Raw genomic sequence first — 26,684 nt, 5'->3', positions numbered from 1 at the left:
CAGAAGGGTCATTCCCGATGACGATCACTGTCTCCACCCCCGCTCCGGCCTCCCAGGACATCAGCCGCGCGATCGCCAGGAGCCACGAGACCCCGACCGAGAGCAGCAGCACGCGGGCCAACGACGCCCAGGCCAAGGCGTTGCTGTCCCTGCTCGGCGACCTTCCCGCGGGCGCTGACCGCGACCGCGTCCGGGCCCGCCTTATCGAGCTGTACATCCCCCTGGCCGAATACCTGGCCCGCCGCTTCCGCAACCGCGGCGAGCAGTTCGACGACCTCGTGCAGGTCGCGAACCTCGGCCTCATCAAGTCCGTCGACGGCTACGACCCGACCCGCGGCGCCGCGTTCACCAGCTACGCGATCCCGATGATCGTCGGCGAGCTCAAGCGGCACTTCCGCGACAAGGGCTGGGACGTCCGCGTCCCGCGCCGCCTGCAGGAGCTCCGCCTGGAGATCTCCAAGGTCTCCGGCGACCTCGCCCAGGACCTGGGCCGCTCACCGACCGTCGCCGACCTCGCCGCCCGCCTGGGCGTCAGCGAGGAGGAGATCATCGAGGGTCTGGACTGCGGCCAGGCATACCGGGCGCTCTCCCTGGACGCCCCCGCCGGCGACAGCGCCGAGCCGGGCGCCACCGGCCTGGGCGACCTGCTCGGCGGCGAGGACCCCGACATGGCCAACGTGGAGAACCGCGAGGCGCTCCGCCCGATCCTGGCCAAGCTGCCCGAGCGCGAGCAGAAGATCATCGCCATGCGCTTCCACGGCAACCTGACCCAGTCGCAGATCGCCGCGGCGCTCGGCATCTCCCAGATGCACGTGTCCCGGCTCCTCGCGGGCGCATTGCGCACCCTGCGTTCGGAGCTCTCCGCCATCGCCGAGTAGTCGTCACCGTACGCATTGCGCGACAGCCCGAAGAATGGCGCCGCCGTTCTCTCGGGTTGTCGCGCATCCCCCTCCTGTCAGCACCGATTGACACAGACCGCCGTCAATGCCCCGTGTTGCCCGATTCGCCGGATCGACGTCATGTGTCCCGCCATGACTGACGTAACGCACGGCCGCCCCACTGATACGCATTGCGGAAGCGCCCCACCCAGCATGACCCGACCTCGGGCATCGGGAACCGGCCGGGAGTGCGACCGCTGGAGATCCGCGGGTCAGCCGCTGGAGCTGACGATGCTCGGGTTGGAAGCGACGAACGTCGGCACGCTCTTCGTGCGCACGGCGCTCAGCAGGTCCAGCGTCGTCTGGTCCAGGGCCTCGGCGCCCGGGTTCTCAGGGGAGGCGTGGAAGCCGCCGTCGTTCGTCTTCAGGGTCAGCATGCGGTCGCCGTCGATGCCGCGCATCGCGAAGATCCAGTCGTCCAGGCCGATCTTGCCGGAGTCGATGGTCATGGCACGGCCGATGACTTCGAGGACCTTGCTGAGGGTGGCGGGGTTGCCGATGACCTCTTTGCTGGCGATCTTCTTGAGCAGGGCCTTGATGAACTGCTGCTGGTGGCGCTGGCGGTCGTAGTCGCTCTTGGGCAGGGTCTCGCGCTGGCGGACGAAGTCGAGGGCTTCCCAGGCGGCCAGGTGCTGGTGGCCGACCTCATACACCTTGGGTGTGACGCCCTTGATGGGGATGAGGATGGTGCCGCCGTTGGGGCCGTCCTTCTGCTCGAAGGGGACCTTCGTGTTGCCCTTCGAGTCATGGCCGATGTGGACCGAGATGGTGCGCTGGTCGACGTACATGTCGACGCCGCCCAGGACCCGCACGACGTCCTGGAACCCGACGAAGTCGACGATCGCCGCCGCGTCGAACGTGATGCCCCAGTTCTGCTTGATCGTGGCGGCCAGCAGGGTGGTGCCGTGCTTGCGCTGGTCCTTGCCGGTCAGGCCGTAGCCGCCCTCGGCGAACGCGCCGTTGATCTTGCCTTTGCCGCCGTTGTAGGTGCGCTTGCCGTTGCTGTACCTCGGGATCGCCACCCACGTGTCCCGGGGGATCGAGATGAGGAACGCCATGTCGTGGCTGGCGGGGATGTGCAGGATCAGGATCGAGTCGGAGCGGATCGCCTCGGTCGGGTCCTGGTTGGGGCGGGGGTCGATGCCGATCAGCAGGATGTTCTTCGCACCGCTGACCGTGGTGTGCTTCTCGCCCTGTCCGCCGAGCAGGTCCTCTTTGTTGACGCTGCGGGTCGCATAGCCGAAGACGGCGTCCTTGAGCACGAACGTCGTGCCGGACACGATCATCAGCAGTGCGCCCCCGATCACCAGGAGCCTCGCCCACAGTGGATCCCGCCGGCCGCGACCCTTTCGTCGCGCCACGCCCTTCGCCAACGCCCGCCACTCCCCGTATTCGGCAATCACCTTCCGTTATGAAGGCCGGCCCCGGAAGCCTTCTGCACCGTACCCGGACAACACGATATCGTCACGTCCCGGCGGCAACGTTGCATCGCCGGTGGCCCCGATCGATACGGAGCGTGATGGTGATCCGCAAAACGGCGGTGACGGTGGCGGCGCTGGCGCTGGCCTGGCTCGTGCCGCTGGCGACCCATCCGCTGCACCTCGACGCCGTCCTGCCGCTGCTGGTCCTCGCCGGCGCGGCGGCGATCCAGCGGGGCGCGACGAGCCTGGTGGACCGGATCGTGACGGCGGCCGGCCAGCTGTTCGGCGCCGCCTGCGTCTTCGGGCTCGCGATCACGTTGTGGCCCGGCCACCTCCACCCGACATTGATCGCCGGGATCGCGCTGTCGGCGTTGGTACTGATCGCCGCCGCCACCAACCGGATGCCCGAAATGCCCAGGATGCGCAAAGACGCGCTCCTCGCAACCGCCGTCGCCGTCACCTCGCTGGTGGCCCTCGTCCCGTACGCCGCCCGCGACCTCGGCGGCCGGCTCGGCCTCCCGCTCGCCGGCGAGGACATCTCCCGGCACTTCCTGCTGTTCGACGTCATCGGCCGCACCGGCGGCTACCTGTTCATGCGCCCCGAGGCGCTGCGCCCGTTCGTGCCCGACGCGGAGCTGACCGGCATCGCCAACTACCCCCAGGGCCTGCACTTCAGCTACGCCGTCCTGGACCGGTTCGTGCGCTCGTCGGGGCACAACGCCGCGCCCGCCACCGCCGTCGACGTCATGGTATGGCTGCTCGTCGGCACGTATCTGCTGCTCTGCCTCGCCATCCTGTGGGCCGCCCGGCGCATCGCCGGGCCCGGCGCGACCACCGCCCGCCTGGTCCCGGTGCTGGCCGTCGTCGCCGCCTGGCTGGTCCTCGGCGACCCGGTGACCGTGCTGTCCCGCGGCTACCCCAACGAGCTCGCCGGCCTCGCCTGCGCCGCCGTCCTGACCGGCCTGGTCGCCCGCCCGCTGACCCGCCGGGGCGAGCAGACGGCGACGGTCGCGCTGCTGCTCGTCGGCGTGTCGTTCACCTATGCGCTGTTCCTGCCGTACGCGGGGATCATCGCCGCCCTGTGGGCCGTCCGCGCGAGGCTGTGGCGGCACTGGTGGGCGTGGGTCACCGCGGTCGCCGTCGGTGCCCTCGCGGCGATCGGCCCGCTGACCGCCGCCACCGCGTCCAGCGGCGACCAGCTGCTGCTCAACGGGACCGCCAGGATCGTCGACCGTCCGGCGACAGCGCTGCTCGTCGCCCTGGCGGCGGCGGGACTCGTCGCCACCAGGAGCCCCCGGCTGAAGGCGGCCAGGTTCGCGCTCGCCACGGCCGGCGTGATGGCCGTCGGGCTCGGCGCCTACCAGATCGCCACCCTCGGCCGGCCCGTCTACTACTTCGACAAGCTGCTGCACCTGCTGATCGTGGTCGCGCTGTGCACCCTCGGCGCCGCGGCCAGGTTCCGGTTCAAAGCCACCGCCGCGGTCGCGGTGCCCGTCGCGCTGTTCATGCTGGTCGCCGGTGGCGAGTGGCACACCACGCCGGTCGCGCCCGGGGTGAAGCTCGCGCTCGGCAAGGACCGCGGCTCCCCGGAGGCGGCCCGCGACGCGCTGCTGATCGCCCGGATGTTCCCCGACGGCGGCAACGCGGTGAACGTCGACCTCATGGGCAGCCCGTGGCGTAACTGGTCCGGCACGCTCGGCGCCGCCGCGCTGCAGGGCCGGTACCGGCAGTTCCCGGGCTGGTCCGGACTGCTGTACCCCGGCGGCAAGGGCGGCACGATGGACGACCTGGATCGTTTGGTAGCGAACAGCCCGGTGACGGTGCGGTTCTTCCTGCACGACCCAGCGGCCAGCCTGCTCGTTGTGGATACGGATCACCCCAGCCGCCCCGCCGTGCGGCCCGGCCAGCCGCTGCCGGTAGCCTTCGGTGATCCGGCCGCACCGTCGAACATCGAGGCAGCCCGCGCGCTCGCTGCGAAGTATCCGACAAAAGTGCAGCTCGTGTACGCTACGCCAGCGAACCCGTAAGGATCGCCGAGACGGATTGGTCATCGTGCAAACACCCGTGGTGAGCGTCGTCATCCCGACGCGCAACCGGCCCGAGCTGGTGGTGCGTGCCGTGCGCAGCGCACTGGCCCAGACGCTGCAGGAGATCGAGGTCGTCGTCATCATTGACGGGCCCGACGCCGCGACGGTTGCAGCCCTCGGCGAGATCGGCGACAAGCGAGTCCGCTGGGTCGAGCGGGAGACGTCCGGCGGCGCGCCCGCCGCGCGCAACCACGGCGTCGACGTCGCCGAGGCCGAGTGGGTCGCGTTCCTCGACGACGACGACGAGTGGCTGCCGGAGAAGCTCGAGACCCAGCTGAGCCGGGCGAAGGCGTCTGGTGTGGCGCTGCCGATCGTGGGTAGCCGCCTCTACATGCGCACCCCGCGGGCCGAGCTGATCATGCCGCGCCGCGTGCCGGCGCCGGGCGAGCCGATCAGCGAATACCTGGCCGTGCGGCACGGGCTGTTCCACGGCGACGGGTTCATCCAGACCTCCACGATCATGGCGCCGACGGCGCTGCTGCGGAAGGTGCCGTTCGCCGACGGGCTGCGCCGGCTGCAGGAGCTCGACTGGACGCTGCGCAGCCTCCAGGAGGACGGCGTCGACCTGATCTACGCCGAGGAGCCCCTCGTCATCTGGTATGCGGACGAGAACCGTCCGCGGATCAGCTTCGACGCGCCGTGGAAGCAGTCGCTGGACTGGCTGAAGGAGACCCGGCCGCGGGTCACGCCCCGCGCCTACGCGGCGCTCGCGATGAGCGTGGTCGGCTCGATGGCCGCGGCCAGCCGCAGCCCCCGCGTCTTCTTCGACCTGCTCGGCGAGGCCCGCCGGCACGGCAAGCCCAGCGTGACCGACTATGTGACGTTCCTGCAGGTGTGGCTGGTCCCCGCCGGTCCGCGGCGGGTCGTGCGCGACTTCTTCCTGAGCCGCAACCGGCGCAAGGACAAGAAGCAGCTGTCGGCCAGCGCCCGATGAAAAAGATCACCGCAGGCGCCGCGGCAGCGATCCTGGCGGTCCTCGCGGCGGTCCTGGAGCACGGCCGCACCGGCAGTCTCAGCGAGTCGGCGGAGGCGTTCGCGGCGGCGGTCATCGCCCTCGGCGTCGTCGGTCTCGCGGTCAGCCTGCCCGGCGTCACGCTGCGCGGCGCGGTGGCCGGTGGGCTCTTCACGACCGCCGGCATCCTCACGTGGACGGCGACGCACCACCCGATCGTCATCTGGGCGGCGCTCTTCGTCGAGGTCGTCGTCTTCGCGATCTGGGGCCGGCCGTGGCTGCGCACCCTGCGTGGGCTGCCGGGGCTCGGCGGCGCCTGGCTCGGCCTGTCCTACTGGGTGTTCGGCGTGCTCGGCGCCCTGTTCGTCATGCGGGCCGGCCACTTCACCGTGGCCGCGCAACGGCTGGCGTATCTCGGCGTCTTCACCCTCGCCGTCCTCGCGGTCGTGGCCTCGACCAGGAAGGACCAGCGCAAGGACCTCAGCGTCGGCATGGCGGCGGCGATCCTCGTCGGCATCGGTGCGCTGCTCTACTTCGGCGCCGGCAGCCTCTTCGACGAGTTCCACGCGATCCCCGACAACGCGTCGGCCCGCGTGATGCGCAACCGCTTCTGGGGCGGTCCGGGGCTGTTCTACCACCCCAACTCGCTCGCCGGTCTGGTCGTCATAGCGGCGGTGCGGGTCGGGTTCGACCGGGCGTTCGCCGCCTGGCAGCGCCTCGGCGTCGCCGTGGTCGCCGCGCTGGTGCTGTCGATCAGCGACTCGCGGACCGGATTCGTGTTCGCGACGGCCGCCGCGTTCGCTCATGCGGCTGTGGTACTGCTGCGCCGGTGGACCGCACGCAGCGGCCGGGACGCGGTGGACGGCAGCGACGATCTCGACCGCCCCGGCCGGTCCGGCCTGGTCGCTGTCGCCATGCCGTTCGTCGTGCTCGCGGCCGTCTTCACGATCGGCGGCGGCAGCACGTTCCTCTTCCGCGACAGGTTCACCGACGGCGGCAACGACGTCACCAGCGGCCGCACCGACACGTGGCGGCAGGTGTGGGTCGACTGGGAGCACGCGGGCTGGGCGGAGAAGACGTTCGGCGACGCGCGCACCTCCCGGGCGGTCGTGCACCGCGACGACGACGGCGCCCCGAAGGAGGGCCCGCGCCGCGACCTCAACACCGACAACGCCGCGGTCGGCGCCTTCCGCCGCGGCGGCGTGCTCGGCGCCGTCGGCTTCCTGATCGGCGTGGCCCTGCTGCTCTGGCATGCCCTGCGCGCCCTGTGGCAGTCGGTTGTCCTGCGCCGGCCCGACGTCCGGCACCCGGCCGTGTGGTTCACCGTCGCCGCCGCGGCGGCCGTACCGACGATCATGACCGAGGACTGGGTCATCGGCGGCACCAACGGCGCCATCTGGCTGGTCCTCCTCGCCGGCGAGGTGCGCTCGAAGCAGCACGCCGGGTCGGCCGCGATCGTGCCCGGCCAGTCCCCCTCGACGGAGCCGGCCGAGGGCCGTCAGGGCGCCACCGCGTAAAGCGGCGCCACCGCGACGCCACCGCGGCGGGAGGAGCGTCAAGGCGCGACGGCGTAGGCCACGTCCCGCTGGCGGTGCACCTGCCAGGTCGGCGGGACGTAGAACTCGCACTGGTGCGGCGGCTTCACGCACACGACGGCGTCCACGTCGTTGATGGTCGCCGGCGGCAGCCCGGGCTGCAGCGACTGCATCGACACGATCTTCGTGCCGCGCAGCAGGATCCACCACGGGTACTCCCACGTGTTGTACCCCTGCACGAGCCCGACCCGGCGGGCCCCGGACGCGCGGACGGCCGCCGCGGCCCACTCGTAGTCGCCCCGCCACTGCGGCTCGCGGATGAAGCGCTGGTCCATCTGCGACGTCGTGAAGACCGAGCCGTGGCCGACGAGCCGCCGGGGCCAGCCGTACGCGACCGCGAACCCGCCGGCCGCGACCCCGACCGCGAGCGCCCCCGTCGTCGCCCACGTCGCGAACCGCCGCCCGTTGAGGCCCGCGATCCACAGCCCCGCGAGCGGCGCGCCGAGGACGATGAGGAAGACGAAGAGCCGGTTTCCCCACGGCTGCCACTTCACGGTGACGACGTACGCCAGGATCGCCAGCCAGAAGACGGCCGCATACAGGCGGGTGTCCTTGCGGAACACCAGCAGCAGGGCGCCGAGCAGGATCAGCGCGCCCTGCGCGGGCAGCGACACCCGGTCCTCGTCCGGCGGCCACGACTGGTAGGGGAAGGTCTCGTTCCAGTACGTGATGTCCCGCCCCTGCGGGTCGACGCCCAGGACGCCGGCGACGCCGATGATCCCGGCCTCGACCGCCCGGTTGACCGGCCCCACCGGTGTCTGCAGCGCCGTCTCCGCGATGCGCAGCGCGTTGACCAGCACCGACGCCGGGTCGTGCACCTGCATGGAGATCGAGTCACGCAGATGCGCCGGGCCGAGGGGGTTGTCGTAGGTCGCCTGGACCCGCAGCAGGTTCGGCCCGGCGAGGAGCAGCATCAGCACGCCGACCGCGGCGGCGCAGGCGAGGCCGCGCCACCGGGACCGCCGCAGCTGCGCGACCGCCCAGATCGCGAGCAGCAGCCCGGCGGCGAGCAACCCGGTCGCCTTCGTCAGCAGCGTCAACCCGGCGGCACCACCGATGAGCACCGTGTCGAAGAGGCCGGACCGGGCGCGCAGGCCGTCGAGCGCGAGGGTGGCGACGGCCGCGACCCACAGCGCGACGACCAGGTCGGTCTGGGTGCTGGTCGCCTCCAGCAGGATCATCGGGGTGGTGCCGGCGACCAGCGCGGTGAGCAGCTGCGCCCGTGTGCCGCCGCCGAGCTGCCCCGCGATGCGCGACGCCGCGAGGACCGCGCCCACCCCGGCCGCGAGCTGCACCAGGTTGTAGGAGCCGTCGCCGCCGGTGAGCAGCCGCAGGTGCAGCAGCAGATACTCCGCGCCCGGCGCCATCGCGAGCTGCCGGTCGATGACGGTCGGGTAGAACGTGACGTCGCCCTGCTGCACCCAGTGCTCGATCTTCGGCAGGTGGTAGGTCTGCGAGTCGTAGTTGTTGGGCGGGGCGACGATCGCGACGACGAGGTCGAGCAGGAACAGCCCGGCGAGCACGCCGGCCATGAGCCGCTCGACGGACGCCAGCCCGGCCCATCGTGACCGCAGGTCGGGCCGCACCCCGGACGAGCGGACGGCACGGATCGCGAAGAAGCCGGTCACCGCGAGCGCGACCAGCCACAGGACGGTGACCACGGTCCGGTTCAGCGCGTGCGCCGACGACAACGCCTCGACGGACAGGCATGCGGCACCGCCGACGAGGACCGCCGCGCGCAGCAGCGCGAGCCGGAAGCCGCCGCCGTCGCGGGGCAGGCAGAGACAGCAGACAGCGATAAACGTGAGCAGCGGCACCACGATCACGGGGCACAAGCTACCCGACGAACGTGATGCCGCCGCACGGCGAACGGGTTACAGGCGTTCGACGGCCTCGCCGTGGCACCGCGCCCGGGTGTCGAAGATGTAGCGGGCGTGCTTCTCGACCAGGTCGTAGTCGAAGTCGTCGTGGTCGGTGAGCAGGACGACGGCGTCGGCGGCGGCGAGCTCGGCCGGGGTCAGGTCGACGACCGTCACCCCGGCGACGTTGCCGGTGTCGCGCTGCGAGGCGTGCGGCTCGACGGCGTGCACGTCGGCGCCCTGTGCGACGAGGAGCTCGGCGACGACCCGGGCCGGCGACTCGCGCAGGTCGCCGACGTTGCTCTTGTACGCCAGGCCGAGCAGCAGGATGCGGCTGCCGCGGACCGGCTTGTAGCGGTCGTTGAGGCCGGAGGCGAGGCGCTGCACCACGTAGCGGGGCATGCCCTCGTTGACGTCGTTGGCCAGCTCGATGAACCGGAACCGCTGCCCGACCTCGCGCTTGACCTGCCAGGACAGGTATGACGGGTCGATCGGCAGGCAGTGCCCGCCGACGCCGGGGCCGGGGTCGAACGCCATGAACCCGAACGGTTTCGTGGCCGCCGCGCCGATGGCCTCGCGCACGTCGACGCCGAGCTGGTTGGCGACGATGGCGAGCTCGTTGACGAGGGCGATGTTGATGTGCCGGAACGTGTTCTCGAAGAGCTTCGTCAGCTCGGCGGTCCGCGGCGCGGACACCGGCACCAGACGGTCGACGAAACGCTGGTAGAAGCGCATCGTGGCGGCCAGGGACGTCTCGTCGATGCCGGAGACGAGCTTCGGTGTGTTGTCCAGGTGCCAGGTGGGGTTGCCCGGGTCGATGCGTTCGGGGCTGTACCCGAGGAAGAAGTCGTCCGGTGTGCTGAGCCCGGAGGCGTGCTCGAGCAGCGGCCGCAGGACGGTCTCCGTGGTGCCCGGGTAGGTCGTCGACTCGAGGATGACGGTGCAGCCGGCCCGCAGGTGCGGGGCGAGCTGGAGGGCGGCCTGTTCGATGTGGCTGATGTCGGGCACGCCGTCGGTCAGCGGGGTCGGCACGGTGATCGCGCACGTGTCGAAGCCCGCGGCGTCGGCGTAGTCCTCCGTCGGCCGGTACCGGCCGGTCTCCAGCGCCCAGGCGAGCCGCTCGTCGGGCACGTCCTCGACGAAGGAGATGCCGGCACCGAGGGACTTGACCCGGTCGGTGTCGACGTCGAGCCCGACGACGTCGTCGCCCGCCTCGACCGCTCGGATGGCGAGCGGCAGGCCGACGTAGCCCTGCCCGATGATGACTGTTCTACCCATGATCATCCTAAGGGTGGGAACACGCGACCCGCCGGCCGTGGAGCAGGCCGACGGGTCGAACGCGATGTGCAGATGGTGGTTGGTTGCGCGAGCTACGAGACGCGGCGGCGGCGCATGATCAGTCCGCTGCCGATGAGTGCGGTCAGGCCGAGCAGGCTCGCCACCACGTCGGCGCCGTGGGCGCCGCGGTGCTCCGTGCCGGCCGCTGCCAGGTCAGTGGCGTCGGCGGACTCGGTGCCGAGAGCGGTTTCGTTGGCCGACAGCTTGAACGGGCTCCAGCCGCCGAAGAACGGTCCGTAGAAGCCGGCCGGCCGGTCGCCGCCGTCCCAGTGGTCGCCGCCGCCGTTGTGCTTCACGGGGTTGCCGAGCGGCGTACCGGCGAAGAAGTCGTCGCCACCGAAGTCGTACGAGCCGCGCCAGGCGAGCACCCGCACGGTCACGGTTGCCGACTGTCCCGACTGCTTGCCGGTGACCTTGATGGTGGCGTAGCCGGGTGAGGTGAGCCGGACCTTCGCGGAGAACCTGCCGTCGTCGTCGGTGCGCCGGTCACCGCTCACCTGGGCCGGGAACGGGCTGTCGAAGCCGCCGGAGTGCCGGGTGATGCGGTACTTGACGCGGATCGAGATCGGCTCGCCGGGAAGGAACCGCTTCCCCTGGATGCGGACCGCGCCGCCGGTGCTCACCGACGCGGAGCTCACCCTCACGGCTGGTTCCGGCGCCGGATAGGCGGCCGAGGCCGCCGCTCCACCAGGTTCGGCGTGCGCGACGGTCGGTGCTCCCAGCACTGCCGCCGCGACAAGTGCCCCCGCGAGGGCGGTCAGTGCGGATCTTGTTCGGGGTCGCATGAATTTCACCGTAGACTTCGCATCACCCCGATATGGGCATTTTTCATCATTTGCCGCACCTCTCGGCGGATTGCAACCGAAGCGTCCACGGCGTGATGCCGGGCGTCGTCACCAGCCGCGGCGTGAAGCCCGCGGAGGGCACCGGGCCCGTGATGAGGTTCAGCGAAAGCGTGCTGCTCTTGCCGGGCGCCAGGTCGACGGTGAAGACGGCCACCGCGCGCCCCTTCTCGAAGCCGCTGCCGTAGTCGACCGGCGCGCCGTCCTGGGTGGCGTCCACGGGCGCACCGCCGCTCGGCAGGTACACCATGACGTTGGTGCGGATCGTGTAGTCGCCGGCCAGCCCCAGCCCGAGCACACTGCGGGGCAGCCCGGTCCTCGGCGCCGTCGAGGCCAGCTCCACCGTCAGCAGGAGGTGCCGGGAGCCGTCCTCCAGGCACTCCCCCGGGGTCAGCGACGCCTCACGGGTCATGTAGTAGCCGAGCTTCGCGCCGGTGCCGTCGTTGAGGAAGACCCCGACGGTCGGCCGGGCGCCGTCGTCGTCGGGCAGCGTGCCGGCGAAGACGGTGCCGGCGAGCTCGGCCTGCTCCTCCGGATGCGCGCTCCAGGCCAGGATCCGCCGCTCGTCCGCGGCCTTGCGCAGCGCCGGCATGAGTTTCGACGTCGACGGCATCACCCCGGTCAGCTTGTCGAAGACGGCTCTGGCGGCGTCGGCGAAGAACGCGTCCTGCGACTTCTGGTCCGCGATCGTCAGGTACACCTCGGACAGCAGCCGCCGGACCGCGGTCGGCCCGGTGAGCGCGGGGCCGCCGGCGACGTCGACCGGGCCGGTCGCCTGCAGCAGGTAGGCCAGCGCGACCGGGTCGGTGGCCAGGACGCCGTCGACGATGCGGCCGGAGCGCAGCCGGTACATCTCGCGGTACAGCGCCGCCGCGGTCGGGAAGTCGGGCGTGAGGTTCACGTCGGCGGGATAGCGGCCGAGCCGGTCGGTGTGCAGGTCCTCCATGTCGGGGTCCAGCGGCAGCACGGGCGTGGCGAACTCGGCGATGTCGGTGGCGGCGGCGCCCTGCTGGAGGATCGTGATCGCGCCCTTGTCGGCCTGCAGCACCACGAACGCGCCCGGCATCCCGCCGGTGGCCCGGACCTCGGCGAGGTTCTGGAAGAGCACCAGGTAGGTCCGCGGCGCGGTGGCGCCGAGCATCGCGGGCAGCAGCCCGGCGGCGCGGGCGATGGGCGCCAGCATCGGCGCGACCCGGCGCAGCGCGTCGTCGAGCCGTTCGACGGCGCCGCGGACCCGCGCGTCCAGCCCGCCGCGGTCGAGTCCTGCCAGTCTGCGTTGCGCCGCTCGTACCAGCGAATCCGCCGCAGCGAGCTCGGGGGCGGCGCTGGTGACCGCGGCGAGGCCGTCCCCGCCGGCGAGGGTGGACTGCAGCCCGCCGGCGGCGTCCAGCATCGGCGGCAGCACCCGGGTGGCGAGGTCGTCGACGATCCGCGCGACCGCGGCGACCGCCGTCAGGTCGTCGCCGGCCATCGGGGTGGACCGGCCCAAGCCCCACGTCACGCCGGAGGTGTCGGCCCGGGCCTCTGCGGTCTGGCGGCGCAGGTCGGCGGTGGTGCGGCGGGCCGCGGCGAGGTCACCGGCGCGCAGCGCGTCCTCCAGGGAGCCGACCAGGGTCGCCGCGCGCTGCAGATGCCCGGCGGCGGACCCGGCGACGGTCATCAGCCGCAGCCCGAACCCGGCGACCAGGACCAGCACCACCACGACGGCGAGCACCACCTTGCGCCGCCGGGTGCGCAGCAGCACCCGCAGATGGGACCGGACACCGGTGATCTCAGTCGAGCTGTCGGGCACCTCCGACGACCTCCTTGACCTTCTCTGGCTGGGTGATGACGCGCAGCGCGCGGTAGAAGTCGGTGCGCCGCCGGGCGAGGGTGTCGGCGGCGTAGTTACGGGCCCGGACGAGGTTGCGTGCCGACGCCGCGGCGAGCGCCGCCGGGTCGGCGACCAGGGCCGTGATGGCGTAGGCGAGCGCGACCGGGTCGTCGGGCGGCACCAGGTGCGGCTGGTCGAGCAGCTCCGGGGTGCCGCCGACGGTGGTGCCGACCGCGGGCAGCGCCCTGGCCATCGCCTCGATCAGCGCCCTGGGCAGCCCCTCGGTGCGCGACGGCAGCACGAACAGGTCGGCGTCGTCGAGGAACAGCCGCACGGCCGCGCCGGGCGGGACGGCGCCGGCGAACGCGACCCGCCCGCCGAGGCGCCGCTCCCGCACGAGCCGCTCCAGGTCGGGGCGGCACCGGCCGTCGCCGAGGTGCACGAGGTGTGCCTCCAGGCCGGCCCGCACCAGCATCGGCAGCGCCTCGATCAGCGTGTCGATCCCCTTGTACGGCAGCTCCAGCGACCCCACGGAGACGAGCCGGACCGCGACCTTGGGCGAGCGGGGGGCGCGCGGACCGTCCACGAACGCGGACCCGTCGAGCTGGATGCTGGAGTACGCGGCGGTCACCGCCCCGGGCGCGGCCGGGTAGCGGGCCTGCAGCGCGCGTTCGGTGACATAGGCGACGGCGACGGCACTGCGGCACTGCGCCCGCAGCCGGGCGGTGAACCAGGCACGCAGCAGCGGGCGCAGCGGGTGGCGGATCGCGCCCGGCGCGAACACGTCGTAGGGGTCGCCGACGACCTCCAGGCCGAACGGGCGGCCGCCCTTGCGAAGCGTGCGGTGCAGCAGCGTCCCGATCGGCGACGGCACCCGCAGCAGGACGGCGTCGCCGGGGTCGACGGCGGCGCGGACGGCCGCCCGCACGGCGCGCAGGCGGCGCAGGTACTGCAGCGGCCCCACGTAGTAGGGCACCGGGTGCACGGTGACGTGCTCGCCGTCGACGCGCTGGGCGTCCGGCGGGCGGCCCGCCCGGTCGGCGACCCTGGCCACGATCCGGACGTCGTCGAAGACGGTCAGGTAGCGCTGCCAGAAGTCGTACGCGGCACCGGTGGTGCTCCACACCCGCCCGTCCGGGGTGCGTACGTACCGCTGTTCGCAGCTCACGACGAGACGCATTGCCGCACCGCCCCCGGGTCCCCAGTCGGTGTTCCAGTCGGTGTTTCGGTCGGTGTCGCGGGGATGTCCGCCCGGATGGAGACCAGCCGGAGCGCGCCGTAGAAGAGCAGGCCGTAGACGCAGGTCTTGAGCAGGCTGCCGCTCTCGCCGCGGAAGCCGTACATCCAGGCGACGGTGAAGAGCAGGCTGCCGTAGGCGTAGATCGGTGCGCGGTCGATGCGGTTGATCAGCAGCCGGTGCACGACCGTGAGCCCGGCGAACAGCGCCGGGATGCCCCACAGCCCGAAGTTGAGATAGGCCTCGCCGGTGAGGGAGAAGCCGTAGCCGGAGGCGCTGCCGGGCGCGTACCGGTCGACGAGCCATTGCGCCAGCGCCGGCTGCGCGTGCCCGGGCAGCAGGTTGACCGCCGCGTGCAAGTAGGTGGCGCCGCGCGCGAACGGCTCGACCGACGGCACGTGCGTCATCACCCAGGTGTCGACGAACAGCACCGAGCCCTGGTTGAGCACCTGCGTGGCGTCGGCGGGCCCGTCGCCGCGGAGGCTGAAGATCAGGGTCGCGCCGAGCAGCAGCAGCACGCCGTAGCCGACCGGCCTGGTGAAGGAGCCGCCCCGGGTCAGCTCGCGGTGCAGGATCAGGCTGAACAGCACGAAGACGAAGTCGCGCTCGCCGGTGCTGAGGCAGTAGACGACGTAGACGGCGAAGTTCAGCCGGTACGTGAAGCGCCCGGCGGTGCTGCCGTCGGCCATGTAGTACAGCGCGCAGGCGAACATCTCGACCAGCAGGTAGTCGTAGTGGCCGGGGCCGGCCACGACGATGCGGTCGAGCTTGGTGCCGGCGAGGAAGCTGCTGCCGCCGAGGACCAGGACGGTCGTCGCGTACAGGGCGAGACCGGCGAGGACCACGGGCACCAGCGGGAAGCGGTGCGTCGCGACGGGTGCGGCGATGTCGTCGCGCTGGCGCACCAGCAGACCGGCGACGAGCACCCCGGCGAAGGCGAGCAGCAACCCCAGCGCGGCCCGGCCGATGAGGGCGGTGTTGGTCCCGAAATAGATCGCCCCGCCGAGCAGGTAGCTGACGACGGGTCCGAAGCCGAACAGGAAGAAGTACGCGGCGACGTAGGCGAGCACGTCGCGGACCCCGCCGACGAGCAGCAGCACCGGGATCGCCAGCCCGGCGAGCAGCACCGCGTACCAGGGATCAAAGGTCACGCCGCAGCAGCTCCCACTTCAGGCCGGCGTGGACGGCGGCGGCCGCGACGGTGGCCCACGCCGCGCCGCTGATGCCGTAACGGGGCACGAGCACCAGCGCGGCGAGGACGGCGGCGGCGCAGACCGCGGCGTTGACGGCGAGCTGCCCGGTGAAGCGGCGCACCGCGGACAGGGCCGCGTCGAGCACGAAGCAGGTCGCGGCGACGGCGGTGGCGACGGTGAGCACGGTGAGGGTGCCGGCGTCCTCCGCGTAGGACTCGCCGTAGACGGTCCGCAGCACCTTCGCGCCGAACAGCTCCGCCGCCCAGACGGCGAGCACGCCGGCGACGGCGATCCCGGCGAGCGCCTGCCGGACGAGTGCGGCGAAGCGGTCCTTGGCGCCGGACGCCCGCAGCTCGACCAGGCGGGGCAGGAGCGTCTGCGCGACCGCGGAGACGAGCACGTTGCCGGTGAGCACGAGGTACCCGGCGGCGGCGAACGCGCCGAGGGCGGCGGCGCCGAGCCGGTCCTGCAGCGCGTAACGGGGCACGTTCGCGGTGAGCGAGGTGATCGCCGAGGCGAGGCCGAGCGGCAGCGCCGTCCACACCAGCGCGCCGGGTCCGGGCGGGCTGAAGCGGTGCGTGTGCCGCTTGCGCGGGCCGGTCTTCGCGGTCGCGTCCAGCACCCGGGAGGCGAGCGGCGCGCAGAAGCCGAGCCACGCGATCAGCGAGCCCATCGCGGAGCCGGCGGCCGCCCAGGCGACGCTGCCGGTCGCGGACAGCAGCACGCCGGTGAGCGCGATGGTGAGAGCGCCGTTGGCGAGCTGGGCGATCGCGATGCCCCGCTGGTCGTGGTGGCGCTGGAGCAGGCCGAGGTAGATGTCGCCGACGCCGTCGAACGCCTTGGCCAGGCCGACGAGGACGACGACCGCGGCGGGCAGGTCGAAGACCCACACGGCGACGCAGACCGAGGCGGTGGCGGCGGCCATCCCGGCGAGCCGCACCCGCAGGTAGCGGCGGAACGGGTGCTCGTGGAACGTGTCGGTGACCAGGACGGTGCGCAGCGACAGGTTCGCCAGCAGCACCAGCGGGGCGCCGACGGCCAGGCCCAGGGCATAGTCGCCGACCATCGCCTCGGTGCCGAGCCGGGCCACGACGACGAGGACCAGCCACTGGCACAGCGCGTAGCCGGCGTTGCCGGCCACACCCCAGCCCACGTTGCCGGCGAACGAAGGTCGGCGCCGCGGTGCGGCGTGCCGGACGGGCGCCTTCGCCGATCGCAACTGCGTCATCTTCGGCCGTCCCTGCCGAAGGCGTCCCGCTTAAGGCCGTCCTGCTTAAGGCCGTCCCGGTCGAGGCCGTGCCGGTCGAAGGCGTCCCGGTCGAGGGCGACCAGCTCCAGCACGTCGGCGACCGCGGCGGCGGCCGGCCCTTCGGCGAAGCGGGTGACGATCAGCTCCCGGCTCAGCGCCCCGCGGTGGCGCAGCGTGCCGGCGAGGAACTCCGCGTGCGCCTCGTGCAGGGCCGCGACGAGCGCGTCGACGTCGTCGCGGGGCACCAGCCAGCCCGACGAGGGATCGACGGTCTCGGGCAGCGCGCCGGCGTCGGAGACGATGCTCGGCACGCCCATCGCGCCGGCCTCGCGGGCGGCGCCGTGGTTCTCCGACAGGGACGGGCTGACGCTGACGTCGGCGGCTGCGTAGCAGTCGCGGACGTCGAGCACCGAGTCCTGCCAGTCGACGCCCGGGTCGCCTGCGACGCCGAAGCGGGTCATCAGCTGCCGCTTGTAGGTCTCCCCGTCGGCGTTGAACCCGCCGCCGAGCAGGATCAGCCGGGAGTCGGGGACGTCGCGGCGGAAGCGGCGCCACGCGGTGAGCAGGATGTCGTGGCCCTTGATGCCCCGGCCGCGGTGGGTGAGCCGCTTCGGCGGGTACACGTAGGCGACCATGCAGGCGGTGAACGTGCCGTCGCCGACGCCGAACGCGTCCCGGCATGCGGCGCGGTAGGCGGGCGACGGCGGCGAGAAGTAGTCGCAGTCGGTGCCGTAAGGGATCGGGGCGACCCGCGCGGCGGGCATGCCGATGCCGCGGTAGAGCGCCGCGGTGTGGTCGCTGCCGCTGATGACGACCTCGTCGCGGCGGCACAGGACCCGCTCCACCGTCCGGATCAGCGGCGACTCCAGGAACAGCGGACCGGGGACCATGTGGACGCGCCGGGCGGGCAGGCCGAGGCTCGCGATCCGGACGGCGAGCGCGGAGGCGTAGAGGTGGTAGTGCAGCACGTCCGGGGCGAGCGCGCGGAGCTGCTCGCGCAGGCCGAGCAGCCCGGTCAGGGTGGCCGGCGTCGGGCGGAAGCGGAAGTCGAAGGCGGACTGCACGACGTCGATCCCCCGGTCGTGCAGGGCCTTGCGCAGCTGCCCCTCGCTGCCGGGTGGCAGCACGGCGACGACCTCGTGGCCGCGGTCGCGCAGCTCGTCGAGCTGCGACAGGGTCCACCGGCCGCCGTCGTCCGTCTTGATGATCATCGCGACCTTCACCGGGCCGGCACCCCCTTCACGGTCGTCTTCGGCTCGACGTCGCGGGTGACGCACGCCCCCGCGCCGACGGTGACGCCCTCGCCGACGTGCAGCCCCTGCAGCACGCAGGCGGTCGTGCCGATCAGCACCTCGGGGCCGATCCGGCAGTCTCCGGAGATCGCGGCGAGGGGGTTGACCTGCACGAAGTCGGACAGTTCGGTGTCGTGGCCGACGGTGCAGTTCTGGTTCAGGTGTACGTGCCGCCCGATGCGGACGTTCGTGGTGACGCGGGCGCCGGCGAACGCGACGAACCCCTCACCGACGCACGCGTCCGGTCCGATCGTCGCGGCCGGGTGGATCAGGGTCGCCGCCGCGAGGCCGTGCAGCCGCAGCTGCTCGTCGAGACGGGCCCGGATCCTCGGGTCGCCGATGCCGATCACGTAGCCGATCGAGGGCCGCTCGTCGCCGAGGCGGGTGGTCGGCCCGAGGAACGGCACGCCGAGCGCGGACACCCGGTCGAGGTTGCGCTGGCTGGGGCTGTCGTCGACGAAGCCGCGCACGGGCAGGCCGGCGGCCCGCGCGATGGTCAGCACCTCGCGACCGTGCCCGCCGATACCGACGATGACCAGTCCGTTCTTCATGCCCGCCACCCGTCCTCGACCGCGGCGGAGGCAGCGGGACCGGCGACCGCGGGGCCGGCAGCTGAGGGGCCGGCAGCGGCGGCGGCGCGCAGTTCGTGGTTGGTCGCGGAGCCGGTCGCGGTGACACCGTCGCGGCGCACGACCGTGCGGACCGTCTCGACGAGGATCCGCAGGTCCATCCGCAGCGTCCGGTGCCGCACGTAGTGCAGGTCGTGGGCGAACTTCTGCTCCCACGTGAGGTTGTTGCGGCCGAGGACCTGGGCCAGGCCGGTGATCCCGGGCCGCACGTCGTGCCGGTGCGCCTCCCGCTCGGTGTACCGGTCGAGGTACGCGGTCGGCAGCGGCCGCGGCCCGATCAGGCTCATGTCGCCGCGCAGGACGTTCCACAGCGCGGGCAGCTCGTCGAGGCTGGTCGAGCGCAGGAAGCGGCCGGCCGCGGTGAGGCGGTCCGCGTCGCTGCCCGGGTCGAAGCCGCTCGTCGCCGCGGGGCGCATGGTGCGGAACTTGACGAACGTGAAGGGTTCGCCGTGCCGGCCGGTCCGCTCCTGGCGGAACAGCACCGGCGTGCCCATCGTGACGCCGACGAAGACGGCGGTGGCCGCCATGACCGGGGCGAGGGCGGCCGCGGCGACCGCCGCGCCGGCGATGTCGAGGACGCGGTTCACAGGAACTCGCTGATCGCGTCGAAGATGCGCTGCTGCGCGGCGTCCTGCAGCTGCGAGCCGCTGGGCAGGGCCAGGCCGGTGGCGAAGAGCCGGTCGGCGGCGCCCGTCAGCCAGCTGCGGGCATCGCGGTACACCGGCTGCTGATGCATCGGTTTCCACACCGGGCGGCTCTCGATGTCGGCCTTGGCGAGGTGCGCGCCGAGGTCTGCGGCGCGCCAGCCGGACTCGCGCTCGTCGACGGCGATGACGGTGAGCCAGCAGTTGGAGCCGTGCCACGAGTCCGGGTCGGACTCGCCGACGATCCGCACGCCGGGCACGCCCGCGAAGGCCTTGGCGTAGCGCTCCCGCAGCTGCCGCCGCCGGGCGATCATGCCGTCGAGACGGGACAGCTGCCCGCGGCCGACCGCGGCGAGCAGGTTGCTGAGCCGGTAGTTGTAGCCGATGTCGGTGTGCTCGTAGTGCGCCACGGGCTGCCGGGCCTGGGTGGCGAGGTAGCGGCAGCGGTCGGCGAACGCCTGGTCGTCGGTGACGAGCATCCCGCCGCCCGACGTGGTGATGATCTTGTTGCCGTTGAACGACAGGGCCGCGGCCCGCCCGAACGATCCCGCCGGGCGCCCGTCCCGGGTCGCACCGAGGGCCTCCGCCGCGTCCTCCAGCAGTGGTACGTCCAGCGCCTCGAGCGCCTGGTTGTCGGCGCAGGCGCCGAAGAGGTCCACCGGGACGACCGCGCCGACGTGCCTGCCCTCGCGGCGCAGGTCGGCGACCGCCCGCTCGACGAGGGCGACGTCGACGTTGCCGGTGTCCGGCTCGCTGTCGACGAAGACGGGCTCGGCGCCGGTGTAGACGACGGCGTTGGCGGTGGCCGCGAACGTCAGCGTCGGCACGACGACCGCGTCGCCGGGCCCGACACCCATCGCGAGCAGGGCCAGGTGCAGCGCGGCGGTGCCGGAGCCGACCCCGACGGCGTGCGCGGTGCCGCACCGCCGGGCGATCTCCGCCTCGAACGCGTCAAGATCCGGGCCGACGGGCGCCACCCAACCGGAACGTAACGCGTTGACGAGGTAGCGCTCCTCTGTGCCCGACATATCGGGCGCCGAAAGGAAGATGCGAGTAGTCATCGGGGGCTTTCCATGCTGTTCGTCTGTCGGGCCAACCTGTGCCGCTCGGCCATGGCCGAGCGGCTGGCCCAGGCCGGTGGCCTGGACGCCGCGAGTGCGGGCACCCACGCGGTGCCGGACCTGGACATGCCGGCGTTCGCGAAGGACGTGCTGGTGGAGCGGGGCGCGGACCCGGCGGGGTTCGCCAGCCGGCGCGTCGACGCCGCGCTGCTGGCCGGCGCCGACCTGGTGCTGACCGCGACCCGGGCGGAGCGGGCGCACTGCGTGACCCTCGCCCCGGCCGCGACGGCGCGGACGTTCACGCTGCGGCAGTTCGGCCGGTACCTGCAGCAGCTGCCGCCGGGGCCGACGACGCTGCGGGACATCGCCCGGGTGCGGGGGCGGCTGCAGGCGGGCGCACCGCTCGACGACGACCTGCCCGACCCGTTCGGTGCTCCGATCGGCGAGTTCCGTGTCTGCGCCGCGACGATTGCGGACATCCTCACCCTCCTGGCCGACCGGCCGCGTCGAGATCCCGCCTGATCGGGGCGGCTCGCGCCGTGAGCATCGGCGCGCCGGTCCGGGTGCCGTAGTAGGCGTAGGAGTAGCCGTCGTCGCCGCCGGCCTTGGCGCCGTTGAGCACGCAGCCGAAGAGCCGGGCGGAGACCGCGTCGATCGCTATGACGGCGGAGCGCACCTGGGTGGTGGTGGTCTTGCCGGCCCGGGTGACGAGCACGGCGCCGTCGGCGCGGCTGGCCACGACCGCGGCGTCGGTGACGACGAGCAGCGGCGAGGTGTCCACGACGACGTAGTCGAAGTCCTCGCCGGCGGCGGCGAGCAGCCGGGCCATCTGCTGCGAGCCGAGCAGCTCGCTCGGGTTGGGCGGGATCGAGCCGCTGGCCAGGACCCACATGTCGCGGTCGCCCCACGGCTGCACGGCGGTGTCCAGGTCGACCTGGCCGACGAGCACGTTGGTGAGGCCGACCGCACCTTCGAGGTCGAGGTATTCGGCGAGCTTCGGGCGGCGCACGTCGGCGTCGATCAGCAGGACCCGGTGCCCGTTCTCGGCCAGGACGATCGCGAGGTTGCAGGCGATCGTCGACTTGCCCTCGTCGGGCAGCGCGCTGGTGACGACGATGCAGCGGGCCCGCCGGTCGGGGTCGACGAACTGCAGGTTGGTGCGCAGGTGCCGCATCGCCTCGCCGCGCGGTGACCAGGACGCGTCCTCCAGCAGCAGCGGCTCCTGCCGGGCCCTGGGGTCCATTGGCACGGTGGCGAGGACGGCCTTGCCGCCGGCCTGCCGCAGGGCGGTCGCGGAGCGGACGCTGCTGTCCAGGATCTCCCGCAGCACGGCACCCGCGGCACCGACGAGCAGGCCCATGACCAGCGCGACGGCGAAGTTGCGGGCCGGCTGCGGCGAGACGGGGTCGGTGCCGACGCGGGGGCCGGTGACCACGTCGACGCGCACGGTCGGGCTGTCGCCACCCGGTGGGGTCTCCAGCACCGCGACGAGCGCGGCGAACTTCGACGCGACGGCCTGGGCGATGCGCAGAGCGCGGTCGCTGCGGGTGTCCAGCACGGTGATGTCCAGCAGGACGGTGTCGGGCACGGTCCGGGCACTGATGCGCTCCTTGACCCCGTCGGCGTCGAGGCCGACCGCGGGGTCCGCGGCCACGGCGCGCGCGAGGCGGTCGCTGCCGACGAGGTTGACGTAGGACCTGGCGCGCTGCTGTGAGAACAGGCCGCCCTGGTAAGCGTCGGTCACGCCGCTGCTCGGGGTGCTCACGAAGAACGTGACCGAGGCCGCGTACATCGGCGCGGTGCGCGCGGTGACGAAGACCGCCGCGACCAGGGCCAGGCAGGCGGTCGTGGCCACCAGCCACCAGCGTTTCCGGACCGCGCCGACATAGTCGCGCAGCTCCATACGCCATGACCTCCCGTGTTTGCTTCTGTACGAAGAGTGACAGGATGTCATAGCGGAAGAGGTGAAACGGTCTAATTTCCCCGATCCGGTTTTACCGGGATCTCATACCGCAAATCGTGAACAATGGTCGCAGTCGAAGGGGGAACCGATGGACGACCACAGGCCTTCAGGGCCCGCGGACTGGCCCGCCGACCTCTGCGCCTGGGCCGGCGGCCTGGCCCTGGCGATCACCATCGCGCCCACCCGGCCGTCGCTGTTCGCCGTCGGCGCCGCGATCGTGCTCGCCGCCGGGGCGCACACGGCGATCGCCTGGCCGGTCCACCTGTACCGGCGCCGGTACGGCCGCGGGACCCTGCCGGAGCTGCGGGCGCTCGCGTTCACCGTCGCCGCGACCGGCCTGCTGCTGTGGGCGGCCGGCCCGTCGCTCTGGACGGCCGGCTCGACCACCACCGGCGCGACCCCAGGCGGCTCCGCGGCCCCGGTCGCGGTGGTCGGCGCGATGACCGCGCTGCTCGCGATGGTCACCGGACGGGCGGGCGGGCGGCTGCGCCGCGAGCGTCGCCTGCGGGTCGCCCCCACCCCCGAGGCCGTGCCGGTCGTCGTCTTCGGCGCGGGCGCCGCCGGTCACCGGCTGCTGCGCTCGATGGCGCACGACCCGCACTGCCGCTACCGGCCGGTCGGCATCGTCGACGACGACCCGGACAAGCGCAACCTGCGCATCGAGGGGGTCGCCGTGCTCGGCGGGCGGGCCTCGCTGCGCTCGGCGATCGTGCGCACCGGCGCCCAGGTCGTCATCTTCGCGATCCGGGCGGATGACGGCGCGCTGCTGCGCGAGGTCCGCGCGACGACCACCGCGGCGGGCCGGGACCTCAAGATCCTGCCGTCGATCAGCGAGAGCCTGCAAATGAGCGCAGGAGGGTCGATCGGGGTCGCCGAGGTCCGCGACGTGCAGCTGTCGGACCTGCTCGGCCGCCGCCAGATCGACACCGACCTGGCCGCGATCGGCGACTACCTGACCGGCCGCCGGGTCCTCGTCACCGGCGCCGGCGGCTCGATCGGCTCCGAGCTGTGCCGGCAGCTGCACCGGTTCGGCCCCGCCGAGCTGATGATGCTCGACCGCGACGAGTCGGCCCTGCACGCGGTGCAGCTGTCGATCCACGGCCGGGCGCTGCTGGACAGCCCCGAGCTGATCCTCGCCGACCTGCGCGACGCGGAGTCGATCGCCGCGATCTTCGCCGAGCGCCGCCCGGAGGTGGTGTTCCACGCCGCCGCGCTCAAGCACCTCACACTGCTGGAGCGGCACCCGGCCGAGGCGGTGCAGACCAACGTCCTCGGCACGCTCAACGTTCTGACGGCGGCCTCGGCGGCCGGCGTCGAGCGCTTCGTCAACATCTCCACCGACAAGGCCGCGAACCCGTGCAGCGTCCTGGGCTACTCGAAGCGGATCACCGAGCGGCTCACCGCGCACCGGTCGTCCGTCGCGGCGGGCACGTTCCTCAACGTCCGCTTCGGCAACGTGCTCGGCAGCCGCGGCTCCGTGGTCACCGCCTTCCAGGCGCAGATCGCGGCCGGCGGGCCGGTGACCGTCACCGACCCGGACGTCACCCGCTTCATGATGACCGTCCAGGAAGCGGTGCAGCTGGTCATCCAGGCGGCGGCCCTGGGCGCCGGCGGCGAGGCGCTCGTGCTCGACATGGGCACCCCCGTGCGGATCGACGACCTGGCGCACCAGCTCGCCGCGCAGTCCGAGCGGCCCGTGGACTTCGTCTACACCGGTCTACGGCACGGCGAGAAGCTGCACGAGGAGCTCTTCGGCGACGGCGAGATCGACCTCCGGCCGTTGCACCCGCTGATCTCGCACGTGTCGGTGCCGCCGCTGGATCCGGCACTCGCCCTCGCCCTGGACCTCCGGTCGTCCCCGGCGGCGCTGGTCGGGCAGCTCACGGACCTGTGCCTGGTGCCCGCTCTGGTGCCGCCTACAGAGGCGCCGAGGCTATCTGCCGCTCGTACCAGCTGACGGTCTCGGCCAGGCCCTCGTCCAGCGGGACGGGGCCGTGGCCGGGGAACAGCTCCCGCAGCCGGGACGACTCCGCCTGCGAGTCGCGCACGTCGCCGGGGCGGGCCGGGTCGAAGACCACCTCGACCGGCCGGTCGACCAGCACCCGGATCTTGTCGATCAGGTCGACCAGCGACGTGCGGGTGCCGAACGCCAGGTTGACCGGCGTCGGGCTGGTGACCCGGCGGACCGCCGCGTCGGTGAGCAGCCGCGCGACCGACCCGACGAAGGTGAAGTCCCGCGTCTGCCGGCCGTCGCCGTGCACGTGCACCGGCTGCCCCCGCAGCGCCGCGTCGGCGAACGTGGGGATGACGGCCGCATACGCGTGGCCGACGGACTGCAGCGGCCCGTACACGTTGAAGAACCGCAATGCGAGCACCGGCAGCCCATAGGTGGCGCCATATGCGAGCACCGACGACTCGGCCGCGAGCTTGCTCGCCGCATACGGGCTCTGCGGGCGGGTCGGCAGCTCCTCGTGCTTCGGCAGGACCTTCGTCGGCCCGTACACCGACGACGACGACGCCGTGATGATGGGTGTGCCACCGCGGCGGCAGGCCTCCAGCACGTGCATCGTGCCGGTGGCGTTGACCAGGTGGCTGCGCAGCGGGTCGGCGACGGACCGCGGCACCGACGGCCGCGCGGCCAGGTGGATCACGACGTCGGCCCCTTCGACCGCGTCGTCGATCGCCGGGCGGTCCAGGATGCTGCCGGTGACCAGCGTCGCGCCGACGCCGTCGAGGTTGCCCTCACTGCCGGTGCTCAGGTCGTCGAACGCGACGACCTCATCGACGGCAGGGTGGGTGACCAGCTCCCGGCACAGGTTTCCCCCGATGAACCCCGCGCCGCCGGTGACCAGAACTCTCATCGAACGGTGCAACGCCGACGATGGGCGACAGGTGACGCCACGCACGAGGTCGCCGGTTTTTCCGAGCGGGTCTGCCCTTTCGGACTGTGCGAAGCTGGCCCGTATGGCCGACGTCGAGGAAGAGCTCACCGGCGGCGGGGTCAACCGGGTCGTCCGGGTCGGGGCGACGGTCCGGCGCCCGCCGGGTGCCTGGAGCCCGCGGATCCACCAGCTCTTCGATCACCTGCAGACCCGCGGCTTCACCGGGGCGCCCCGCTCGTTCGGCACCGACCCCCTGGGCCGCGACGTCTTCAGCTTCCTTCCGGGTGAGGTCGGCCACGATCCGTGGGCTCCGGCGGTGGCCGGCGACGCCGCCCTGACCAGCGCCGGGCGGTTGCTGCGGGCGTATCACGACGCGACCGCCGACGTGGCGGCGAGCTGGCGCGACGGCTGGCAGCAACCGGCGCTGGACCCGGTCGAGGTCATCTGCCACAACGACGTCGCGCCGTACAACTGCGTCTACGACGGCTCGGCGGCGGTCGGCCTGATCGACTTCGACGTGGCGGCGCCGGGCCCGCGCTCCTGGGACCTGGCGTACGCGGTCTACCGGTTCGTCCCGCTCGGCTCCGCCGCCGGGCCGCGCACCCCGGAACGCCTCGGGCTGTTCTTCGACGCCTACGGCGCCGACGCCGCGCTGCGCGAGGCCGCCCTCGCCTCGGTGGCACCCCGCCTGCGCGACCTGGCCGAATACATGCGAGCCGCCGCGGACGCGGGCGACGAGGCCTTCGCCGCCCACATCGCCCGCGGCGACCTCGAGCACTACCTGCGCGACATCACCCTGCTCAGCTGAGATCCCGCAGCCTCGGCAGGATCTCCTTGGCCAGGCCGTCGGCGAACTCGACGGGGTGCCGGTCGGGGATGGTCATGATCTCGGTGGCGCCGAGCCGCCCGTACGCCTCGACGTCGCGCAGCCAGGCGTCCGGGTCGGCCAGAGGTGGGCGGTTGACCAGCACGGTCTTGATCAGCGAGTCGTAGTCGCGGCCCTCGGTGTCGCAGTGGCCGCGCAGGACGTCGAACTTCGCGGCGACCTCGTCAGGTGAGTCGCCGAAGACGTTGCAGGCGTCGGCGTACCTCGCGACCAGCCGCAGCGTCTTCTTCTCGCCACCGCCGCCGATCATGATCATGGGACGGTCCCGGCCCAGCGGCTGCGGGGAGTTGAGCGTCTCCGTCAGCTGGTAGTGGGTGCCCTGGTAGGGGCCGTTGTCGTCACTCCACATCTGCAGGCAGATCCGCAGCGTCTCCTCGAGCCGCTCGAACCGCTCCGCGACCGGCACGACGGGGACGCCCAGGCCGCGCTGCTCGCGCTCGTACCACGAGGCGCCGATGCCGAGGCGGGCGCGACCCGCGGACAGCACGTCCAGGGTGGTGACGATCTTCGCGAGGAGCCCCGGGTGGCGGTACATCACCCCGGTCACCAGCAGGCCGAGCGTCATCTTCTCCGTGAGCGCCGCGAGATAGCCCAGGGTGGTGTAGCCCTCCAGCATCGGCTCCTCGGCCGAGGCCAAGGCCTCCATCTGGAAGTAGTGGTCCATGACGGTGAAGGACGCCACGCCGGACTGCTCGGCGATGAGGGCGGTCTCCTTCAGCGTCGGTGCGATCGCCGCCGGATCGGCCGGCGTCGAGTAGTTCCAATAGTGCAGACCCAGCTTCATGGATCCATCATGACCCGGT

At 72.7% G+C, this 26,684-nt stretch carries 22 protein-coding genes; 7 read left to right on the top strand and 15 right to left on the bottom strand.

Features of this window, described 5'->3' with window-relative positions; genetic code table 11:
- Window positions 1–17 precede the first annotated feature (17 nt).
- Window positions 18–878, top strand: coding sequence for an RNA polymerase sigma factor SigF (locus ABZS58_RS15750; RefSeq protein WP_354781844.1), 861 nt, complete (start codon window positions 18–20; stop codon window positions 876–878).
- A 272-nt stretch (window positions 879–1,150) separates the two neighbouring features.
- Here the strand turns inward: ABZS58_RS15750 and ABZS58_RS15745 are convergent, their stop codons facing one another.
- On the bottom strand, window positions 1,151–2,245 hold the full coding sequence (locus tag ABZS58_RS15745; protein WP_354781842.1) for an LCP family protein: 1,095 nt from the start codon (window positions 2,243–2,245) through the stop codon (window positions 1,151–1,153).
- Between the two features lie 212 nt (window positions 2,246–2,457).
- On the opposite strand from ABZS58_RS15745, the gene ABZS58_RS15740 reads away from it, so the two are divergent.
- From ABZS58_RS15740 to ABZS58_RS15730, 3 genes are read left to right on the top strand one after another with little or no spacing between them, the layout of a single operon-like run.
- On the top strand, window positions 2,458–4,386 hold the full coding sequence (locus ABZS58_RS15740) for a hypothetical protein (RefSeq protein WP_354781840.1): 1,929 nt from the start codon (window positions 2,458–2,460) through the stop codon (window positions 4,384–4,386).
- Between the two features lie 25 nt (window positions 4,387–4,411).
- Window positions 4,412–5,380, top strand: coding sequence for a glycosyltransferase family 2 protein (locus ABZS58_RS15735; RefSeq protein WP_354781838.1), 969 nt, complete (start codon window positions 4,412–4,414; stop codon window positions 5,378–5,380).
- Window positions 5,377–6,915 carry a hypothetical protein gene (locus tag ABZS58_RS15730; protein ID WP_354781836.1) on the top strand — a complete coding sequence of 513 codons (1,539 nt, stop codon included), beginning with the start codon at window positions 5,377–5,379 and terminating at the stop codon, window positions 6,913–6,915. The genes ABZS58_RS15735 and ABZS58_RS15730 overlap by 4 nt, the downstream gene beginning before the upstream one ends.
- 38 nt (window positions 6,916–6,953) lie before the next feature.
- On the opposite strand, the gene ABZS58_RS15725 is transcribed toward ABZS58_RS15730, so the two are convergent.
- The 11 genes from ABZS58_RS15725 to ABZS58_RS15675 form a co-directional block, all read right to left on the bottom strand.
- On the bottom strand, window positions 6,954–8,819 hold the full coding sequence (locus ABZS58_RS15725) for a hypothetical protein (protein WP_354781834.1): 1,866 nt from the start codon (window positions 8,817–8,819) through the stop codon (window positions 6,954–6,956).
- Window positions 8,820–8,867: 48 nt separating this feature from the next.
- Window positions 8,868–10,130, bottom strand: a complete 1,263-nt coding sequence (locus tag ABZS58_RS15720; protein ID WP_354781832.1) for a nucleotide sugar dehydrogenase — start codon at window positions 10,128–10,130, stop codon at window positions 8,868–8,870.
- A 92-nt stretch (window positions 10,131–10,222) separates the two neighbouring features.
- Window positions 10,223–10,975, bottom strand: coding sequence for a hypothetical protein (locus tag ABZS58_RS15715; protein WP_354781830.1), 753 nt, complete (start codon window positions 10,973–10,975; stop codon window positions 10,223–10,225).
- A gap of 46 nt (window positions 10,976–11,021) precedes the next feature.
- Window positions 11,022–12,824, bottom strand: coding sequence for a DUF4012 domain-containing protein (locus ABZS58_RS15710; RefSeq protein WP_354781828.1), 1,803 nt, complete (start codon window positions 12,822–12,824; stop codon window positions 11,022–11,024).
- Window positions 12,805–14,025: a glycosyltransferase gene (locus ABZS58_RS15705; RefSeq protein WP_354781826.1), complete on the bottom strand. Its 1,221-nt coding sequence runs from the start codon at window positions 14,023–14,025 to the stop codon at window positions 12,805–12,807. The genes ABZS58_RS15710 and ABZS58_RS15705 overlap by 20 nt, the downstream gene beginning before the upstream one ends.
- Entirely contained in the window at window positions 14,010–15,233 is a 1,224-nt protein-coding gene (wzy, locus tag ABZS58_RS15700; RefSeq protein ID WP_354781824.1) for an O-antigen polysaccharide polymerase Wzy, read from the bottom strand. The genes ABZS58_RS15705 and wzy overlap by 16 nt, the downstream gene beginning before the upstream one ends.
- Entirely contained in the window at window positions 15,223–16,503 is a 1,281-nt protein-coding gene (locus ABZS58_RS15695; protein ID WP_354781822.1) for a lipopolysaccharide biosynthesis protein, read from the bottom strand. Before ABZS58_RS15695 ends, wzy begins: the two co-directional genes overlap by 11 nt.
- The gene (locus ABZS58_RS15690) at window positions 16,500–17,747 is read right to left on the bottom strand and encodes a glycosyltransferase (protein ID WP_354781820.1); all 1,248 of its coding nucleotides are present in this window, start codon (window positions 17,745–17,747) and stop codon (window positions 16,500–16,502) included. The genes ABZS58_RS15695 and ABZS58_RS15690 overlap by 4 nt, the downstream gene beginning before the upstream one ends.
- Window positions 17,744–18,367 (bottom strand): acetyltransferase, encoded by a 624-nt coding sequence (locus ABZS58_RS15685; protein ID WP_354781818.1) that lies wholly within the window; start codon window positions 18,365–18,367, stop codon window positions 17,744–17,746. The genes ABZS58_RS15690 and ABZS58_RS15685 overlap by 4 nt, the downstream gene beginning before the upstream one ends.
- Window positions 18,364–19,032 carry a sugar transferase gene (locus ABZS58_RS15680; protein ID WP_354781816.1) on the bottom strand — a complete coding sequence of 223 codons (669 nt, stop codon included), beginning with the start codon at window positions 19,030–19,032 and terminating at the stop codon, window positions 18,364–18,366. The genes ABZS58_RS15685 and ABZS58_RS15680 overlap by 4 nt, the downstream gene beginning before the upstream one ends.
- Window positions 19,029–20,150 carry an aminotransferase class I/II-fold pyridoxal phosphate-dependent enzyme gene (locus ABZS58_RS15675; protein WP_354781814.1) on the bottom strand — a complete coding sequence of 374 codons (1,122 nt, stop codon included), beginning with the start codon at window positions 20,148–20,150 and terminating at the stop codon, window positions 19,029–19,031. The genes ABZS58_RS15680 and ABZS58_RS15675 overlap by 4 nt, the downstream gene beginning before the upstream one ends.
- Before the next feature lie 12 nt (window positions 20,151–20,162).
- Between ABZS58_RS15675 and ABZS58_RS15670 the strand changes: the two genes are divergently transcribed.
- Window positions 20,163–20,672: a low molecular weight phosphatase family protein gene (locus ABZS58_RS15670; RefSeq protein WP_354781812.1), complete on the top strand. Its 510-nt coding sequence runs from the start codon at window positions 20,163–20,165 to the stop codon at window positions 20,670–20,672.
- Here ABZS58_RS15670 and ABZS58_RS15665 read toward each other — a convergent pair.
- On the bottom strand, window positions 20,632–22,053 hold the full coding sequence (locus ABZS58_RS15665; RefSeq protein ID WP_354781810.1) for a polysaccharide biosynthesis tyrosine autokinase: 1,422 nt from the start codon (window positions 22,051–22,053) through the stop codon (window positions 20,632–20,634). The genes ABZS58_RS15670 and ABZS58_RS15665 overlap by 41 nt on opposite strands.
- 148 nt (window positions 22,054–22,201) lie before the next feature.
- Between ABZS58_RS15665 and ABZS58_RS15660 the strand changes: the two genes are divergently transcribed.
- Window positions 22,202–24,070, top strand: coding sequence for a polysaccharide biosynthesis protein (locus ABZS58_RS15660; RefSeq protein WP_354781808.1), 1,869 nt, complete (start codon window positions 22,202–22,204; stop codon window positions 24,068–24,070).
- On the opposite strand, the gene ABZS58_RS15655 is transcribed toward ABZS58_RS15660, so the two are convergent.
- The gene (locus tag ABZS58_RS15655) at window positions 24,030–24,974 is read right to left on the bottom strand and encodes an NAD-dependent epimerase/dehydratase family protein (protein WP_354781806.1); all 945 of its coding nucleotides are present in this window, start codon (window positions 24,972–24,974) and stop codon (window positions 24,030–24,032) included. The two genes, ABZS58_RS15660 and ABZS58_RS15655, sit on opposite strands and share 41 nt — an antisense overlap.
- Before the next feature lie 103 nt (window positions 24,975–25,077).
- On the opposite strand from ABZS58_RS15655, the gene ABZS58_RS15650 reads away from it, so the two are divergent.
- Window positions 25,078–25,803, top strand: a complete 726-nt coding sequence (locus ABZS58_RS15650; protein ID WP_354781804.1) for an aminoglycoside phosphotransferase family protein — start codon at window positions 25,078–25,080, stop codon at window positions 25,801–25,803.
- Here the strand turns inward: ABZS58_RS15650 and ABZS58_RS15645 are convergent.
- On the bottom strand, window positions 25,796–26,665 hold the full coding sequence (locus ABZS58_RS15645) for an LLM class F420-dependent oxidoreductase (RefSeq protein ID WP_354781802.1): 870 nt from the start codon (window positions 26,663–26,665) through the stop codon (window positions 25,796–25,798). The genes ABZS58_RS15650 and ABZS58_RS15645 overlap by 8 nt on opposite strands.
- Window positions 26,666–26,684 lie beyond the last annotated feature (19 nt).

Origin of the sequence: Dactylosporangium sp. NPDC005555 (assembly GCF_040605635.1) — a bacterium.
In the GTDB taxonomy this organism is placed as follows: domain Bacteria; phylum Actinomycetota; class Actinomycetes; order Mycobacteriales; family Micromonosporaceae; genus Dactylosporangium.
Note: the sequence above shows the minus strand (reverse complement) of the source record. Positions and strands in the feature narration are given on the sequence as shown.